Source organism: Persicitalea sp. (assembly GCF_041751555.1).
Taxonomy (GTDB): domain Bacteria; phylum Bacteroidota; class Bacteroidia; order Cytophagales; family Spirosomataceae; genus Persicitalea.
Genome location: NZ_JBGSXF010000198.1, coordinates 1 through 14,238 on the forward strand (window position 1 = coordinate 1; position 14,238 = coordinate 14,238).

The following is a 14,238-nucleotide window of genomic DNA, read 5'->3' on the forward strand; positions in this document are numbered from 1 at the left end:
GCGGCTGGCCGAAATGTTCATGAAACCGTTTTCCAGCAGCCGTTGCAGTGAAAAGCCCACCGTGTAGTTCCACTGATTGATGCTTGGGTTGGAGCGCAGAATGTATTCTTTTTCGGGTGAAGATTCCTGCGGCACGGCAAACGTAAACTCGTCGATCGCCCCCACCCCAATGGCCGTCAGGGTAGTTTTCTTGTTCAGCTTGGAGGTGACTTTGTACTGAAAATCCCAGTAGTTGGGCCGGATGGGAAGGTCGATGGCTTTGAAAAGTAGTTGCAAATAGGACCGCCTCACCGACGCCAGGTAGGTAGTTTTTTTGGAAATAGGCCCCTCCACCGTTCCCGCCACTTCGGTCGAACTCACCCGGACGTTGCCCTGAAAGCGGTCGGGATTGCCCGTGCGCTGTTTGAATTGCAAGACTGATGACAGGGCATTGTCGTAGCGGGCGTTGAAACTACTGGAACTCAGTGTGGCATCCTCAATAAACGACACGTTCAGGATACCCGTCGGTCCGCCCGAACTACCCTGCGTGGCGAAGTGATTGATGACCGGAATTTCGATGCCATCCAGATAATACACGTTTTCGTTCGGCCCGCCACCCCTGATGATGAGATCGTTACGAAATCCACCTACTGAACCCGCCGTGCCACCCACGCCGGGCAGTACCTGAATGACGCGCGAAATGTCGAAATTGCCGCCGGGATTGTTCTTGATTTCCTCAGTCGTAAGTTTCTGCACCGAGTTGGGGGTTTCGGCGGTAGCTACCGATACCGACCGGTTCAGTACCACAGTGGCGGCCTTCCAGTTGGACGGCTTCTTCAAGCAGGTCGAAGTTGATTTGCTGGGCGTTGCCGGAGGTCATGACTACGTTAAACTTGGTCAGCGGGGCGTAACCTACTATAGTCGCTTTGAGGTTGTAGCTACCCACGGGTAGTTCCAGGCGGTACTTGCCGTCGATGTCAGTGGTAGTGCCACTGTTGCTACCTTCGGCCTGAATCGTGACGCCCACGAGACCTTCGCGGGTTTTACCATCCTTCACGGTGCCGATAACCGCCCCGGTATTTTGCGAGAAGACAAAATTGCTGACGAAAACCAAGATGAAAATGAATAAGCTTGTAAGACGGCTGTAACAGGTGTGCATAAGGGGGATGAAGGGAAATCTGAAACAACGGGCGTTGGTTTACGCTTTATGTCTTAACAACTGAATCTGCGAAGTAAGAGTTATATTTGACTCAATACAAAACCAAAAACTTCTTTTCACCCAATATTTAGTAGGTTCTAGTTTTATTTATTTATGAATTATTCCATTATAAAACAACTTCTCGAGCATTTGGAAGATTATGAGAAGTTGACGCAAAATGACGGCGGCACTACAATGGAAAATTTTGTGGATTATCTCAGCTACTCGATCAATAAGCCGGAAACGGCCGTCGAAGTGACCGAGGAAGAACTGCTCAATGTTTCGATTTCTCAGTATGTCGCTCATTTGTATCGCTTTGCCAGAAGCTACACTAAAATCGCCCTCGAAGATAGTCCGCTCACTACGGTAGATGATTTCCTTTATTTGGGCAAGGTGATGGAACTGAGTCACTGCACCAAAACGGAACTTATCGAACACAACGCCCATGAGAAAACCTCGGGTATGGAGATCATTAAACGGCTCTTGAAAAACGGTTTTCTCGCACAGGAAGACGACCCGAACGATGGACGCAGCAAGCGGCTCACTATCACGGCAGAAGGAAAAAGTGAATTTTTCGCAGCGCTGGAAAGTATGAAAAAGTCAGCCAATCTTGTTGGCGGGCCGCTTTCAATGGTCGAAAAGCTGCATCTCATGCACCTGCTACAAAAGCTGCACACCTTCCACAAGCCACTCTTCGCTGAGAAAAACGCTTCGCTCGACGAAATGCTGGAACAGATTGACTTGGAAGAATTAGCTCAATAAAGCTTATCCGTCATTTGCCGGGCCAGCTTTTCCAGATCGATTCCCAGCTGACTTTTGGCTACCTCTTTCACCAACTTCGATGATTTCGCGGGAAGCTTGTCTGCCCCCCAGTACGCGCCCAAAATTGCCCCTGCCACTGCTCCCACGGTGTCGTTGTCGCGACCGTAGTTGATGATGAAAGCCATGCTTTTTTCAAAATCAAAATCGTGACAAAGCAGGGCGGTGTTGGTAATGAGCATGATTTCCGCCGCGTGGAAGGGCAAGTCTTCATTTAGCTTATCAAGCTGCGCGAAAGCCTGCGTGATGCGGTAATGTTCCAGCGGTGTCAGGCTGCTCCACGCCGCCGGGACGACGTAGCTTTCGGGCAAATCGGCCAATTGGGTTCGGTGAAAATCATAGGAAATATTCCGGGCAGTTTGGTAAAAGGCGTAGGCCCGCCGTCCCACAAGGCGGCTCTTAAAGTATCCCTTCGGATCCACCGTCCGGTTGACGTTCATGATGCTTTCCGGCGTGGCTTGGGGATCAAAGGCAGCGGAAGTCATACCTGCGGCCAACGCCGTGATGTCGCGGGCGTAGCCGATGTCGAAGAAAGACAAATCGTAGCCCTGCGCGTAGGCCAGTGCAGGATTCCCAGGAACGGCCGCCCCTACGACGGGCGCGTACAACAGGCCAGCGCAGACCATTTCTCCACCATAAAATCTACTCAGCGCGTCGGCGTATTCTTTCAGGTTATTGTCACGAAAAGGCTTGGCCACCTTAGCCCACTCCTGCAACCAGGCCATGCGCATGATCGCTTCCTCATAGGGTTCGGGGTCGAAACCTTCGGTATTTTTCAGGTTTTTGATGTCACTCTGGTACTGTCGTATGATGTGGTCGGCGAGGGCTTTGGATTCGAACTGGGGTAGTTTTTGGGTGAGGGCATACTCAAAGACGAGTTTCTTCCAGCGCGTGTCGTCGGTGGTTCCCCCGGCGGGCAGGTTGTACTTCCAGGTACCTTCGGGCGAGGGCGTGCGCACCATCGAATCCAGCTTGTACACCCGGCCATACTCAATTTCGATGTCGCGCCGCGGCCACATTTCGGTCGGGGCACCCATTGCGTCACCGATCGCCGAACCGACCAGCAGACCAAGTACTTTGTTGTAATATTCCTGCTTGGTCAGGCCGTTGGTAGTCTGCGCCTGCGCTTTCGGCAGGCAGAGTACCAGACAAAAGAAAAGAACTACTTTACGCCAATATTTCGTAGCAAATACACTCATGAGTTTTTAAAAGTTGCACTCTGGGAAATACCACTCGTCCTGATTTGCATAAAGGTATTTGCCAAGGGATTCAATACCGATTCAGCGGCCCAGGCCAACAAATTCCCCTTTTCTGCGAGCGACAAATCCAGTGGTAGTTGCGCCAGTCCGATGATCCGTCGCAGAATCTCGGCCCCGCAAAATCCGGCGAAAAGCGCGTGGTCGAAATTTCGGCCTAAGTGCGTATAATGAGCCAACCCCGCTTCAACAACAGCGTCGTCCGTCTGCGCCATTTTCAGGTGTGCCACCAACACGCCCAAATCAAATTCTGCCCGGCCCAGATACGCAAATTCCGGATCGATAACCTTGGTACCTTCGGTAGTTCGGAGCCAGCTTCCGGGGTAGTAGTCGCCGTGCAGCAATGTATTTCCTTGTTCTAAATACGTTTTGCCTAAGCTTTCAATCCTCTTTTTCAAAGCTTTATCTTGCTTGTAAGACAAAGCCAAAGCCTGCAAGCCCGCCTGAACGGTATCAAGGTCGAATCCATTCTCTTCCAAATAGGGGTAGTTGAAGATATGCTCGGCGTTGAGTTCTTTCAAAGCGTGGTTATCAGGAAAAGGCTCGCGCATTTCATCCGTAGAAACCCGATGCAATCCCGAAATAAAACGCACCAGATCCGCTAGCTCAGTTGAAGAGATTTGCCCGGATTTTTTATAAATATTGGTAAAATCAGAAGCCTCGCCCAAATCCTCCACCGCCATAATAAAGTGTTCGGCTCTGAATCCTTTCAACGCCGGAATAAAATCCTGCAATTCCCCGACCTCAGAGACGGCGTCGTAAAACTGCGCTTCCACCACAATTCGCTCAATGGGCGCGTCGAGCTGCGGGTACTTCTCGACCCATGGCCGCGACTGCTTGACGATAAACGATTGGCGATCGGTGCGGACGCGCAACACATAGTTCATGTTGCCCTCGCCGGGCTTCTCAATGAGCGTGACGGCTTCGTCATCTGCTATCCATTCATATTTTCGCAAAAAATCAGTGAGCTGCTGCGGTTGGTCGGCGGTCAGGAAAAAACAGTCGGGGTGTAAGTCCTGGAAACGTTGTTGCTTTTCGGTCATAGGTTGGGTTACGGTCTAAGAGCCTTCAATTTTGAGCAAAATACGGCCTTTTTCACAAAAAAAGCCGACTCGTACGAGTCGGCTCTCCTTTTGCTCACTTCAAAAATCTTAGCGGATCACGAAATTTCCGCCGCCGATCCGGTAGCCTTCGGCGTACAACTCGATGCTGTACTTGCCGGGCCGAAACTGCGCAGTATTGTCGTAAACCATCTCTACCTTCTGGTTATTATTCTGATATGCTATCGTCTCGCGGGCAGTGTACTTGGTTTCCCGGCCATTCACTTCAAACTCGCCGGAGCCCATTGCATCGTCAGAAAGTACGGCTCCCTCGGGGTCGAGCACCCGCACGTAAATATCCTTCCTTTCTTCCCGCGTCAGCGGATTCTCGGGCAAGTCGAAGAGCATTTTGATTTTATCAACACGCTTGGCTTTGTAGTCGTCCTTGTCGCGGGTCTTGCCTTTGGATGTTACGGCCAACACCTTGAAATTCTGTGCTTTCAACGCGGCGGCGCGGTTTACTTTCTCCGACAATTCCTTGTTCTGAGTAGTATAGGTCATCACCGAGTCCGAAAGTTCGGTTTGGCGCTGCACCAGCGTTTCACGCTCGTTGCGCAGGCTGCCTACTGTCGTGTTCAGTGAGTCGTTGGTGGAAGCCAGCATCATGTTCTGCTCCTGCAACTGAGCGATTTCGATATCTTTTTCACCCAGAAACTTCTCATATTCTTTGATTTTTGCCAGGTACTTACCCGTTTCGACTTTCTTGGTGCGGGACAAGGCCAGTTTGTCGGCTTCCAGTTGCTCCTTCACCTTGTTCAGTTCGGCCACGTCGCCACCTAGCTTCTCAACCTCTGCGATTTTCATATTCAATACTGTCGAAATCGAGTCGAGCGTAGTTCGCGTTGCTGCTACCTGCCGCACTTTCTCCATCACCGTTGCTTCCTGGTCGGTCAATTCAGCCCGTTGCTGAAAGAACAAGAAGCCCAACATCGCCACAGCGACCGCTAACACTGCCACAATAGCCCACGCTACATTCTGCTTTTTCTGTGATTCGTTTTGCATTTTCGATTTACATTTGGTTAAACATTAAAATAAACGCGTACACGTTGTTTTCATTCACCTCCTCTATTTTATTGTTTTAACGATTGCTTACCTGACACAAAAGACTGAAACATAATGACTCTAAAATAATTATGCCAGAGTATTCTCCTTGAATATCTGTTTTCAGACGTTTGTAAACGACCTCACAAGGTACTTTCTTGTATTTATTATCAAGTAGCCCTGAAACATTCGTGGGATCCAGAAACCTTATCATTTTATTAAATGACTTAGGGTCAATAGATTACATCATAGTAGTCAACCATAATTAGTATTAAAGTTGCATTTTTGACTTATTTAACGGTAAATTCTGGTCGGTTCATGATCCCTTCTACTCAATCCCTTTCTATTATCCGATTTTCAGCCAGCAAAAGTTTACAACTGGACGATGTACTTTCGGTAGAGGAGCCTCTGGAAATCAGCATTCGTTACGGTTTAAACCTGGAGGTCAAGAACTTATCCGTAACGATGCGAACGCCCGGTCACGACGAGGAACTGGCTCTGGGATTTCTGCTGAGTGAAGGAATCATCACCAATTACGAGCAGGTAGTCGGCACAGTACAAGAAGACGCCAACCGAATATCCGTAGTATTGCACGAAGACACTCCCTTCGACCCGACTAAGTTTGAACGTCACATTTATACGACATCCAGTTGTGGCATCTGCGCCAAGTCGTCTATCGAAGCCGTGCGGGTAGAAAGTACATTGACGGAAATTTATCAGGATTGGGTCGTCACGGCTCCAACACTTTACCGTTTGCCCTGGTTGTTGAGAGAGCGTCAAGCCGATTTTTCCAGCACGGGCGGCCTTCACGCGGCTGCATTATTCACGCAAAAAGGCGACTTCCTCTACCTGCGCGAAGATGTAGGACGCCATAATGCTCTGGACAAAATCATTGGTCACGCCCTGAAAACTGACAGCTACCCGCTTCGAACACAAATTTTACTGCTAAGCGGTCGTGCCAGTTTTGAGTTAATCCAGAAAGCCGCCCTGTCCGGCATTTCCTTCGTAGCCGCTGTTGGCGCGCCTTCAACGCTGGCTGTGCAATTGGCGCAGGAAATGAACATTGCGCTGGTTGGCTTCTTGAAAAAAGATCGGTTTAACGTTTATTCAGGAGTGGAAAGGGTTGAGTGAAGGCACGAAGCGATGCGGCGTTCCGGCACGAAGGCACGAAGTGGAAATTAGGAGCCCCAGCCTTCTACACTCGTCCAGCAGACCTCATTTCTATTCTATCATTCACTCATTCACTCATTCAAAATTGAAGAAACCTTCCGCCGAAAACCCCGCCCGCCTGACCGGACTCAGAATTGACGAACCTAAAACCGTCGCCGCAGGCACGACCGCCGTGGCGATCAGTCTGAAAATGGTGGTAGAAGAAGCCGGGCTGGTGCGTGGCAACAAGGCGCTGTTGAAAATGAATCAAAAGGGTGGATTCGACTGTTCGAGTTGCGCCTGGCCCGACCCGGATTTTCACCGCTCGCCCGTGGCCGAGTACTGCGAAAACGGCGCGAAGGCCCTGGCCGAAGAAGCGACCAGCAAATCGCTTTGGGGCGATTTTTTTGCCAAGAACTCCGTCTATGACCTGGCGCAGTTGACCGATTTGGAAATAGGTAAAAAAGGTCGGCTGGCCGAGCCGATGTACCTGCCCAGGGGTGCGACGCACTACCAGCCGATCAGTTGGGAGGGCGCTTTCCAGAAGATCGCTGAACACCTCAACGCGCTGGATTCACCCGACGAAGCGGTTTTCTACACCTCCGGCAGAGCCAGCAACGAAGCGGCTTTCGTGTATCAGTTGTTCGTGCGCGAGTACGGCACCAACAACCTGCCCGACTGCTCCAACATGTGCCATGAGTCGAGCGGCACGGCTCTAAGTGAGTCGATTGGTATCGGGAAAGGAACGGTGATGCTGGAAGATTTCTACGACACTGACATCATCATGATTATGGGCCAAAATCCCGGCACCAACCATCCCCGCATGATGACGGCCCTACAAAAGGGGAAGCGCAACGGAGCTACGATTATCGGTGTCAACCCCTTGCACGAAACCGGACTGCTCGGCTTCAACGACCCTCAGACGGTTAAGGGCGTACTTAATATGGACAACAAACTAGCCGAACTCTTTGTCCAGATTCGCATGAACGGCGACATGGCCTTTCTGCAAGCCGTAGCCCGACTCCTGCTGGAAGAGGAAGACAAAGCGCCCGGTACGGTACTTGATCAGGAATTTATCCAAAATAAAACCCACGGCTACGAAGAATACGCCGCCCACTTGCGGCGGCAAGACGTGGACGCCCTGGCCGAACTCAGCGGGGTACCTTTGCCAAAAATTAAAGAAGTCGTAGAGGCGATCAAGCACAAAAAACGCATCATCATTTGCTGGGCGATGGGGCTGACGCAACACGCCAATTCGGTGGACACGATCAAGGAGGTAGTCAACCTGCTGCTACTCAAAGGGGCCGTGGGCAAGCCCGGCGCGGGTACTTGCCCCGTGCGCGGACATAGCAACGTGCAGGGTGATCGCACGATGGGCGTGTGGGAAAAGGTAAAACCCGAATGGCGCGAGAATATCCGCGAAGTTTTCGGCTTTGAAGTACCCAAGAAAGAAGGCTACGACACAGTGAAAGCTATTCACGCCATGCACGACGGTCGGGCAAAGGTATTTTTCTCGCTGGGCGGAAATTTCCTCTCCGCCACGCCAGATACTAATTACACCGCGCAGGGACTGCGGCAGTGCAAATTGACCGTCCAGATTTCGACCAAACTCAACCGCAGCCACCTCGTCCACGGCGAGGAGGCGATCATTCTGCCTACGCTGGCCCGCAGTGACGAGGACATCCACGACGGCGCCGAGCAATTCGTGACCTGCGAGAACTCGATGGGTGTGATCCAGGCGTCGCGCGGGGTACTTGATCCCGTTTCGGATCAGCTTTGGAGTGAGCCGCGCATCATCTGCGGCGTGGCCAAAGCAACGCTGGGCCAGAAGTCGAAGATAGACTGGGACAGCTACCAAAAGCACTACGACAACATCCGCAATGATATCGCCCGCGTGATTCCCGGCTGCGACGACTACAACCGCAAAGTACGCCAGCCTGCAGGCTACTACCTGCCCAACGCCGCCCGCCACGGGGTATTTGAGACCAAAACGGGCAAGGCCAACTTCAACGTGGCCGAAGCCTCCGCCCCGCAGCCCGGCCCCGGCGAGTATCTGATGATGACCATCCGCAGCCACGACCAGTTCAACACGACCATCTACGGCCTGGAAGACCGCTATCGCGGCGTTCACAACGAGCGACGGGTGGTGTTTATGAATGTGCTCGATATTATCGAAGCAGGCTTTTCGTCGGGCGATGTGGTGGATATCCACAACGACCACGGTGGCCGCGAGCGCGTGGCAAGTACCTTTGTGCTGGTAGCCTACGACATCCCCCGACACTGCATCGCCACCTATTTCCCCGAAGCCAACGTGCTGGTACCGATTGATACGGTGGCCGAGCGTAGTAATACGCCGATTTATAAGACGGTGCTGGTGAAGTTGCGGAGAAAGTCCTCTGAATCAAGTCAGCTTGTATTCTAATTCGGTAATTACGATCATTGTATGACCGATGACTATTCAGAATACCGGAAAATTCTGGAATAGAACAAGTACCTTTACCGAAAAGACGAGGGAAAAGCTAGCCAAAAAGTACCTCGAAACCCGCGTATACACAGGAGTTGATACAAAAACGACAAAAGAGCATTAATTTAAAACTTGATAAGTCGAATACGAAATAGCTCATTCACTAAAATCCTTTGGGGTTTTATGGGACTTTACTTGTTCAATATTAGCGTTGATACAGCAGATCCCAACCCTGACTCTATTCCCGAAGACTCGTCAATCAACGATCAGGAAAGTATTTTCGAAATAGTACTTGAAAAGATTTTAGGTTTTGAAGATGCCGTCAAAGAGTATGACGACCATGATACCGAAGACAATATTAAGAAAAAGAATATCGAAATTGTCTTATCGATTCATGTCATCAACTCAAAGAATCATGACAATGATCAGGTCATCGAAAGGAGCGAGCTTTACCCTGACTATTCAGCTCGATTAACAAATGGCTTCAAAGAAATAGACAGCCCCCCACCCCAAGTTTGATTTGTTTCCGCAACTCTCATCACCCTGTGACCAGAAGGACATGGGGCACTTCTTAATGCTCAAGAAACAAATCAAACATGAACATCAAAAAAAATTTGATGCCAATCGTTGTATTGGCATCATGTACTTGTGGCTTTGCACAAGTTACGAATGCAGAAAAAGACAGTCTTTACATTCAGCAAGTGGAAGACTTCAAAGAGCCTGACAAGGTACTTCATGCTGAACCACTTTACGTTGACCTTATACGTGATTTAGGAGCCAGAAAGGGGGAAAAGGAATGGAACGTGGGCTTAGGCCTGACGGATAATTCAAAATTCGACTCCTATGAAGCTCTTATTGAATACGAGTGGGCACCCATAGACAGATTGGGTTTGGAATTGGAGCTTCCATTTACCTTTTATTCACCTCTAAATGGAACGGCAAACAAATCAATTCCATCCAACCAATTGAATAGTTTGAAAATTGCTGCTCAATGGTCATTTTTTGTCAGTGAACCCATGGCTACATCAATGGCAATCGGATATATAAACGAATTTGAGCTTTCAGACTTCAAAAGTTTTGGACGGCCATTTATAAAAGGAAATGTTTACAATCCTTTTTTGGTAGTAGCCAAACGCTGGGGGAACAACTTTCACTCATTGCTATACACAGGACCAATGATTGAACAGAATTTTAGTTCAAGGAAGTTTAAATCGATTTATGACATCAATACCAGTTTTCACTACATGATTTCAGGGACAAGAAACTTTATTGGGATTGAATTTAACAAGACCATCGACAGCGCAGACTTCAATATGACCATGCGCCCCCAAATGAGAGTAGGAATTGCCGATAATCTGCTGATCGGGATTGTAGCAGGAATTCCCGTTAGTCGAGAGAATGAGAGATTAAGCTCTTTTGTACGGTTAATATGGGAGCCGGGGCAAAAGAAAAAATAAGTACGGCCACCGAAAATGCGTAAGCGTGATGCGGGAGAGTAGTTCATTGCTCTGTCTCCCGCACTACGCTTATGCTTGATCAATGGCAGCACTAGTCTTTCTCACTAGTACTGTTATTCCCTTTGATTCTCGCAAACTAACACTGTGGTACTTTGGCCGAACACAGTAATACACCGATCTACAAGACGGTGTTGGTAAAGTTGCAGAAGAGCGAATCTTGAATTATGCGTAAGTTTGGGGCAACCACCAATCGCCACCCCATGAAATCCATCGTCGTCTATTGCGGCTCCAATCCCGGCAAAAATCCTCTGTACGCCCAAACGGCTTACGCCCTTGGCCAGCATTTGGCCCTCAATAACATCAATGTCGTGTACGGCGGTGGCAACCTGGGCCTGATGGGCCGCGTGGCCGACGGGGCGCTGGAAGGAGGCGGCACCGTCACGGGCATCATTCCCAACTTCCTGGCCAAGCTGGAAGTCTCGCACAAGACCCTCACCGAACTGGAATTTGTAGATACCATGCATGAGCGCAAAGCCCGGATGGTGTCGCTATCGGACGGCGTCGTCGTGCTGCCCGGTGGCTACGGCACGATGGACGAACTGTTTGAAATCCTGGCCTGGTCGCAGCTACGCCTCTTTCACGGCCCCGTCGGCGTGCTGAACACTAACGGCTTCTACGATCACCTCATCGCCCATACTGATAAAATGGTAGAAGAAGGCTTCCTGCGCCCCGAAAACCGCGACTTGATGCTGGTCGCCGAAACGGTGGAGGATTTATTAGAGAAAATGAAAGACTTCCATCAAACAAACTCAGGAAATAAGGAGCTTGACCATACGTTGTATGTCGAGAAATGATGTTCTTCGACTACGCTCAGAATGACAATGTAATTATGAATTATGAGATTTTGACCCGGAATTCACTCGCTACCCTTTCCATTCTGATTACAATTGTTAGTCAAGTTCATGCCCAATCCGGAAAACTCGAAAACCTTGGCAAGGCCGTCAACTCGGAATATAATGAAATCGCCCCCGTCATTTCGCCCGACGGGCAGACACTCTATTTTTCTCGCATCAGCCATCCTCAGAATTCCTTCGGCGACAAAGGCAGTCAGGACATTTGGTTTGCAGAGGCGATCGATAACGGCAACCAATGGGGCCTGGCGCGGCGACTACCCGCGCCTTTGAACAAAGAGGAATACAACAGCCTGTACAGCATCACGCCCGACGGCAACACTATTCTTATTAAAGGAGCATACAAAAATGGACGTTACGAAACGCGCGGCTTTTCTACGAGTCAGCGGCTGGCTCGGGGTTGGTCGGCGCCGGAAAAGCTGGACATTCCGGGCTACGAGAAAATGAGTAAGGGACAGTTTGACTGTGGGGTACTTTCAAACGACGGGAAGGTACTGGTGCTATCTTTCAGTGAAAAAAAGAACAGCAAGCTGGACGACATTTATGTCTGTTTCAAGGAAAAAAACGGCTCCTGGACGCGCCCGCAGAATCTAGGTCCGGAAATTAATACGGACGACTTCACAGAAACTACCCCTTTCCTGGCGGCCGACGGTTACACGATTTACTTTTCCAGCAATCGTCCCGGTGGACAGGGTAGCAACGACATTTATTACAGCAAGCGTATTGACAAGTCCTGGAAGCGATGGTCAAGGCCCGTCAACCTCGGCCCGGCGGTGAACACGGACGGCTACGACGCCTACTATACGGTGTCGGCACTGGGGAATTTTGCCTACATGACATCTTTCAATGAAACCATCGGGAAAGGTGACGTAGTTCGTATTCCGCTGGGCGGCGGGAGTGACGAAGGCGATGGTAAGGACACGATCAACGTCATGCAGCCCGTAGCGCCCGCCCCTGACCCAGTCGTGATCATTAGCGGCAAAGTAATCGACGCTAAAACCGGGCTACCTGTGGAAGCTAAGATTATCTACGAAGACATGGCCGACGGCGAGGAAGCGGGAACTGCCACTACGAATCCGCTCACGGGTGAATATAAGATCGTGCTACCTTATGGCAAGAAGTACAGTATGCGGGCCGTAGCGCCCAACTTTATCGCTGAGGGCGAGAACGTGGACTTGACGGACTCAGCTACCGCCGTTCAAGGCAAAGGCTTTCGCGAAATCGCCAATAAATCATTGAAGTTGGTACCTATCGAGGAGGGGCAAATCGTGCGGCTGAACAACATTTCCTTCCAGTTCGCCAAGGCGACGTTGCGGCCTGAGTCCTTTCCCGAGCTCAACCGTATCGCTCTTACGATGACCGAAAGCGCCAAATTGACCATCGAACTTGGTGGTCACACAGATGACATTGGCAGCGACGCGGCTAACCTCAAACTTTCCCAAGATCGCGCCGATACCGTGCGCGAGTACCTCATCGGGAAGGGTATCGAACCCGACCGCATCGCCAGTAAAGGCTACGGCGAGGCACGACCCGTCGCGACCAACGATACCCCAGAAGGTCAGGCAGCCAACCGAAGGGTAGAATTCACGATTCTGACCAAGTAATCAATATCCTACGCTAGTATCGTCGCTACGCGGATCGGAAGCGCCTTCCAGCGTCCCGTCCGGGCGGACGAGGATGCAGTCCATGCGGCCAATGGTATTGCTTTGCTGTTCCATATTATAGCCCCGGCTTTGCAGCGTTTCAATCGTCTGATCTTTGAAAGCACCCGTCTCGAAGACAATTTTGTCGGGTAGCCACTGGTGGTGAAATTTCAGAGCGTTGACCGACTGCTGCATCGTCATCCCGTGTTCCAGCACATTCAGGATGGTCTGATATACAGAAGTAATAATTGTCGAGCCACCGGGTGTACCGACGACCATATACAGTTTGCCATCCTTCTCTACAATCGTTGGCGTCATGGCCGATAGCATCCGCTTACCGGGCTGGATTTCGTTGGCTTTCCCCCCGAGCAGCCCGAACATATTAGGGACACCCGCCTTCGCGCTGAAATCATCCATTTCGTTATTCATGAAAAAACCGCCGCCTTTCACCAGTACTTTGCTGCCATAACCTCCGTTGATTGTCGTCGTGATCGCCACCGCGTTGTGATCCTTATCCACGACCGAAAAGTGGGTAGTTTCCAAGCTCTCGTAGCCGGGAAGGTCGCCGCCGTCAATGTCCTTGCTGTCGGTGGCGCGGGCAAAACTGAAATCTTGCCAGCGTTTTTTCAGATACTCATAGCTGATGAGTTCACTTATGGGTACTTTCATAAAGTCTGAGTCGCCCAAAAATTTGGCACGGTCAGCATAGACCCGGCGCTCGGCCTCAATCATCACCTGCGCCGTCGAATCCGTATTCCAGCCCCAGCGTTGCAGCGGATAAGGTTCCACCAGTCGAAGCAACTGCATCAGCGCCACGCCACCGCTCGAAGAAGGCGGCATGGTAATGAGCTTATAGTTTTTGTAGTCGCCCACCACGGGCTCCCGCCACTGGGCCTGGTAAGCTTTCAGGTCTTTTTTGGTGATGATCCCTTTGCCCTTCCGCATTTCGCGGGCGAGTAGCCGCGCCACCCGACCCCGGTAAAACCCATCGCGCCCCTTTTTCTGAATTCTCTTGAAAACTTTGGCCAGATCCTTCTGCACCAGCGTATCGCCCGCCTGCCACGGACGACCATCGGCGCGAAGGAAGTAGCTGGTGCCGGGGTTGACTTTCTGGATATATTCCCGAACGTAGTTAAGCCCCCGGGCCTCTTTCTCGGTTTGAACGACGCCCTTTTCTGCCAAGTCAATGGCAGGCTGTAAAAGATCCGCCCAGGGTAGTTT

Annotated in this window: 13 protein-coding genes; 7 read left to right on the forward strand and 6 right to left on the reverse strand. The window is 50.7% G+C overall.

The window, feature by feature from the left end:
• Nucleotides 1–819, reverse strand: an 819-nt coding sequence (locus tag ACEW8P_RS07080) for a TonB-dependent receptor plug domain-containing protein (protein ID WP_373512391.1), incomplete at its 3' end; no start/stop codon positions are given.
• Nucleotides 716–1,093: a carboxypeptidase-like regulatory domain-containing protein gene (locus ACEW8P_RS07085; protein ID WP_373512392.1), complete on the reverse strand. Its 378-nt coding sequence runs from the start codon at nucleotides 1,091–1,093 to the stop codon at nucleotides 716–718. The genes ACEW8P_RS07085 and ACEW8P_RS07080, both read right to left, overlap by 104 nt.
• 198 nt (nucleotides 1,094–1,291) lie before the next feature.
• Here ACEW8P_RS07085 and ACEW8P_RS07090 point away from each other — a divergent pair, with 198 nt between their 5' ends.
• Nucleotides 1,292–1,939, forward strand: a complete 648-nt coding sequence (locus tag ACEW8P_RS07090; RefSeq protein ID WP_373512393.1) for a MarR family winged helix-turn-helix transcriptional regulator — start codon at nucleotides 1,292–1,294, stop codon at nucleotides 1,937–1,939.
• Here ACEW8P_RS07090 and ACEW8P_RS07095 read toward each other — a convergent pair.
• The 3 genes from ACEW8P_RS07095 to ACEW8P_RS07105 form a co-directional block, all read right to left on the reverse strand.
• Complete coding sequence (locus ACEW8P_RS07095) at nucleotides 1,933–3,195, reverse strand: ADP-ribosylglycohydrolase family protein (protein ID WP_373512394.1); 1,263 nt, start codon at nucleotides 3,193–3,195, stop codon at nucleotides 1,933–1,935. The genes ACEW8P_RS07090 and ACEW8P_RS07095 overlap by 7 nt on opposite strands.
• On the reverse strand, nucleotides 3,192–4,295 hold the full coding sequence (locus ACEW8P_RS07100) for a phosphotransferase (RefSeq protein ID WP_373512395.1): 1,104 nt from the start codon (nucleotides 4,293–4,295) through the stop codon (nucleotides 3,192–3,194). Before ACEW8P_RS07100 ends, ACEW8P_RS07095 begins: the two co-directional genes overlap by 4 nt.
• 108 nt (nucleotides 4,296–4,403) lie before the next feature.
• Nucleotides 4,404–5,354: a hypothetical protein gene (locus ACEW8P_RS07105; RefSeq protein WP_373512396.1), complete on the reverse strand. Its 951-nt coding sequence runs from the start codon at nucleotides 5,352–5,354 to the stop codon at nucleotides 4,404–4,406.
• Nucleotides 5,355–5,711: 357 nt separating this feature from the next.
• Between ACEW8P_RS07105 and fdhD the strand changes: the two genes are divergently transcribed.
• From fdhD to ACEW8P_RS07135, 6 genes are all read left to right on the forward strand, one after another.
• The gene (fdhD, locus tag ACEW8P_RS07110) at nucleotides 5,712–6,524 is read left to right on the forward strand and encodes a formate dehydrogenase accessory sulfurtransferase FdhD (protein ID WP_373512397.1); all 813 of its coding nucleotides are present in this window, start codon (nucleotides 5,712–5,714) and stop codon (nucleotides 6,522–6,524) included.
• Between the two features lie 124 nt (nucleotides 6,525–6,648).
• Nucleotides 6,649–8,964, forward strand: a complete 2,316-nt coding sequence (locus ACEW8P_RS07115) for an FdhF/YdeP family oxidoreductase (RefSeq protein ID WP_373512398.1) — start codon at nucleotides 6,649–6,651, stop codon at nucleotides 8,962–8,964.
• A 225-nt stretch (nucleotides 8,965–9,189) separates the two neighbouring features.
• Nucleotides 9,190–9,525 carry a hypothetical protein gene (locus ACEW8P_RS07120; RefSeq protein WP_373512399.1) on the forward strand — a complete coding sequence of 112 codons (336 nt, stop codon included), beginning with the start codon at nucleotides 9,190–9,192 and terminating at the stop codon, nucleotides 9,523–9,525.
• A 77-nt stretch (nucleotides 9,526–9,602) separates the two neighbouring features.
• On the forward strand, nucleotides 9,603–10,463 hold the full coding sequence (locus ACEW8P_RS07125; protein ID WP_373512400.1) for an HAEPLYID family protein: 861 nt from the start codon (nucleotides 9,603–9,605) through the stop codon (nucleotides 10,461–10,463).
• A gap of 260 nt (nucleotides 10,464–10,723) precedes the next feature.
• A complete protein-coding gene (locus ACEW8P_RS07130; protein WP_373512401.1) occupies nucleotides 10,724–11,317 on the forward strand; it encodes a TIGR00730 family Rossman fold protein in 594 nt (197 codons plus the stop codon).
• 35 nt (nucleotides 11,318–11,352) lie between these two features.
• Nucleotides 11,353–12,978, forward strand: a complete 1,626-nt coding sequence (locus tag ACEW8P_RS07135) for an OmpA family protein (RefSeq protein ID WP_373512403.1) — start codon at nucleotides 11,353–11,355, stop codon at nucleotides 12,976–12,978.
• On the opposite strand, the gene ggt is transcribed toward ACEW8P_RS07135, so the two are convergent.
• The coding region (gene ggt / locus ACEW8P_RS07140; RefSeq protein WP_373512402.1) for a gamma-glutamyltransferase at nucleotides 12,979–14,238 on the reverse strand (1,260 nt) is incomplete at its 5' end. It abuts the gene before it with no gap.

Coding starts and splice junctions, on each gene's coding strand:
- ACEW8P_RS07095 (WP_373512394.1), bottom strand. CDS start 3,195: ATGAGTGTATTTGCTACGAAATATTGGCGTAAAGTAGTTCTTTTCTTT.
- ACEW8P_RS07120 (WP_373512399.1), top strand. CDS start 9,190: ATGGGACTTTACTTGTTCAATATTAGCGTTGATACAGCAGATCCCAAC.
- ACEW8P_RS07130 (WP_373512401.1), top strand. CDS start 10,724: ATGAAATCCATCGTCGTCTATTGCGGCTCCAATCCCGGCAAAAATCCT.
- ACEW8P_RS07100 (WP_373512395.1), bottom strand. CDS start 4,295: ATGACCGAAAAGCAACAACGTTTCCAGGACTTACACCCCGACTGTTTT.
- ACEW8P_RS07125 (WP_373512400.1), top strand. CDS start 9,603: ATGAACATCAAAAAAAATTTGATGCCAATCGTTGTATTGGCATCATGT.
- ACEW8P_RS07090 (WP_373512393.1), top strand. CDS start 1,292: ATGAATTATTCCATTATAAAACAACTTCTCGAGCATTTGGAAGATTAT.
- ACEW8P_RS07135 (WP_373512403.1), top strand. CDS start 11,353: ATGAATTATGAGATTTTGACCCGGAATTCACTCGCTACCCTTTCCATT.
- ACEW8P_RS07105 (WP_373512396.1), bottom strand. CDS start 5,354: ATGCAAAACGAATCACAGAAAAAGCAGAATGTAGCGTGGGCTATTGTG.
- fdhD (WP_373512397.1), top strand. CDS start 5,712: ATGATCCCTTCTACTCAATCCCTTTCTATTATCCGATTTTCAGCCAGC.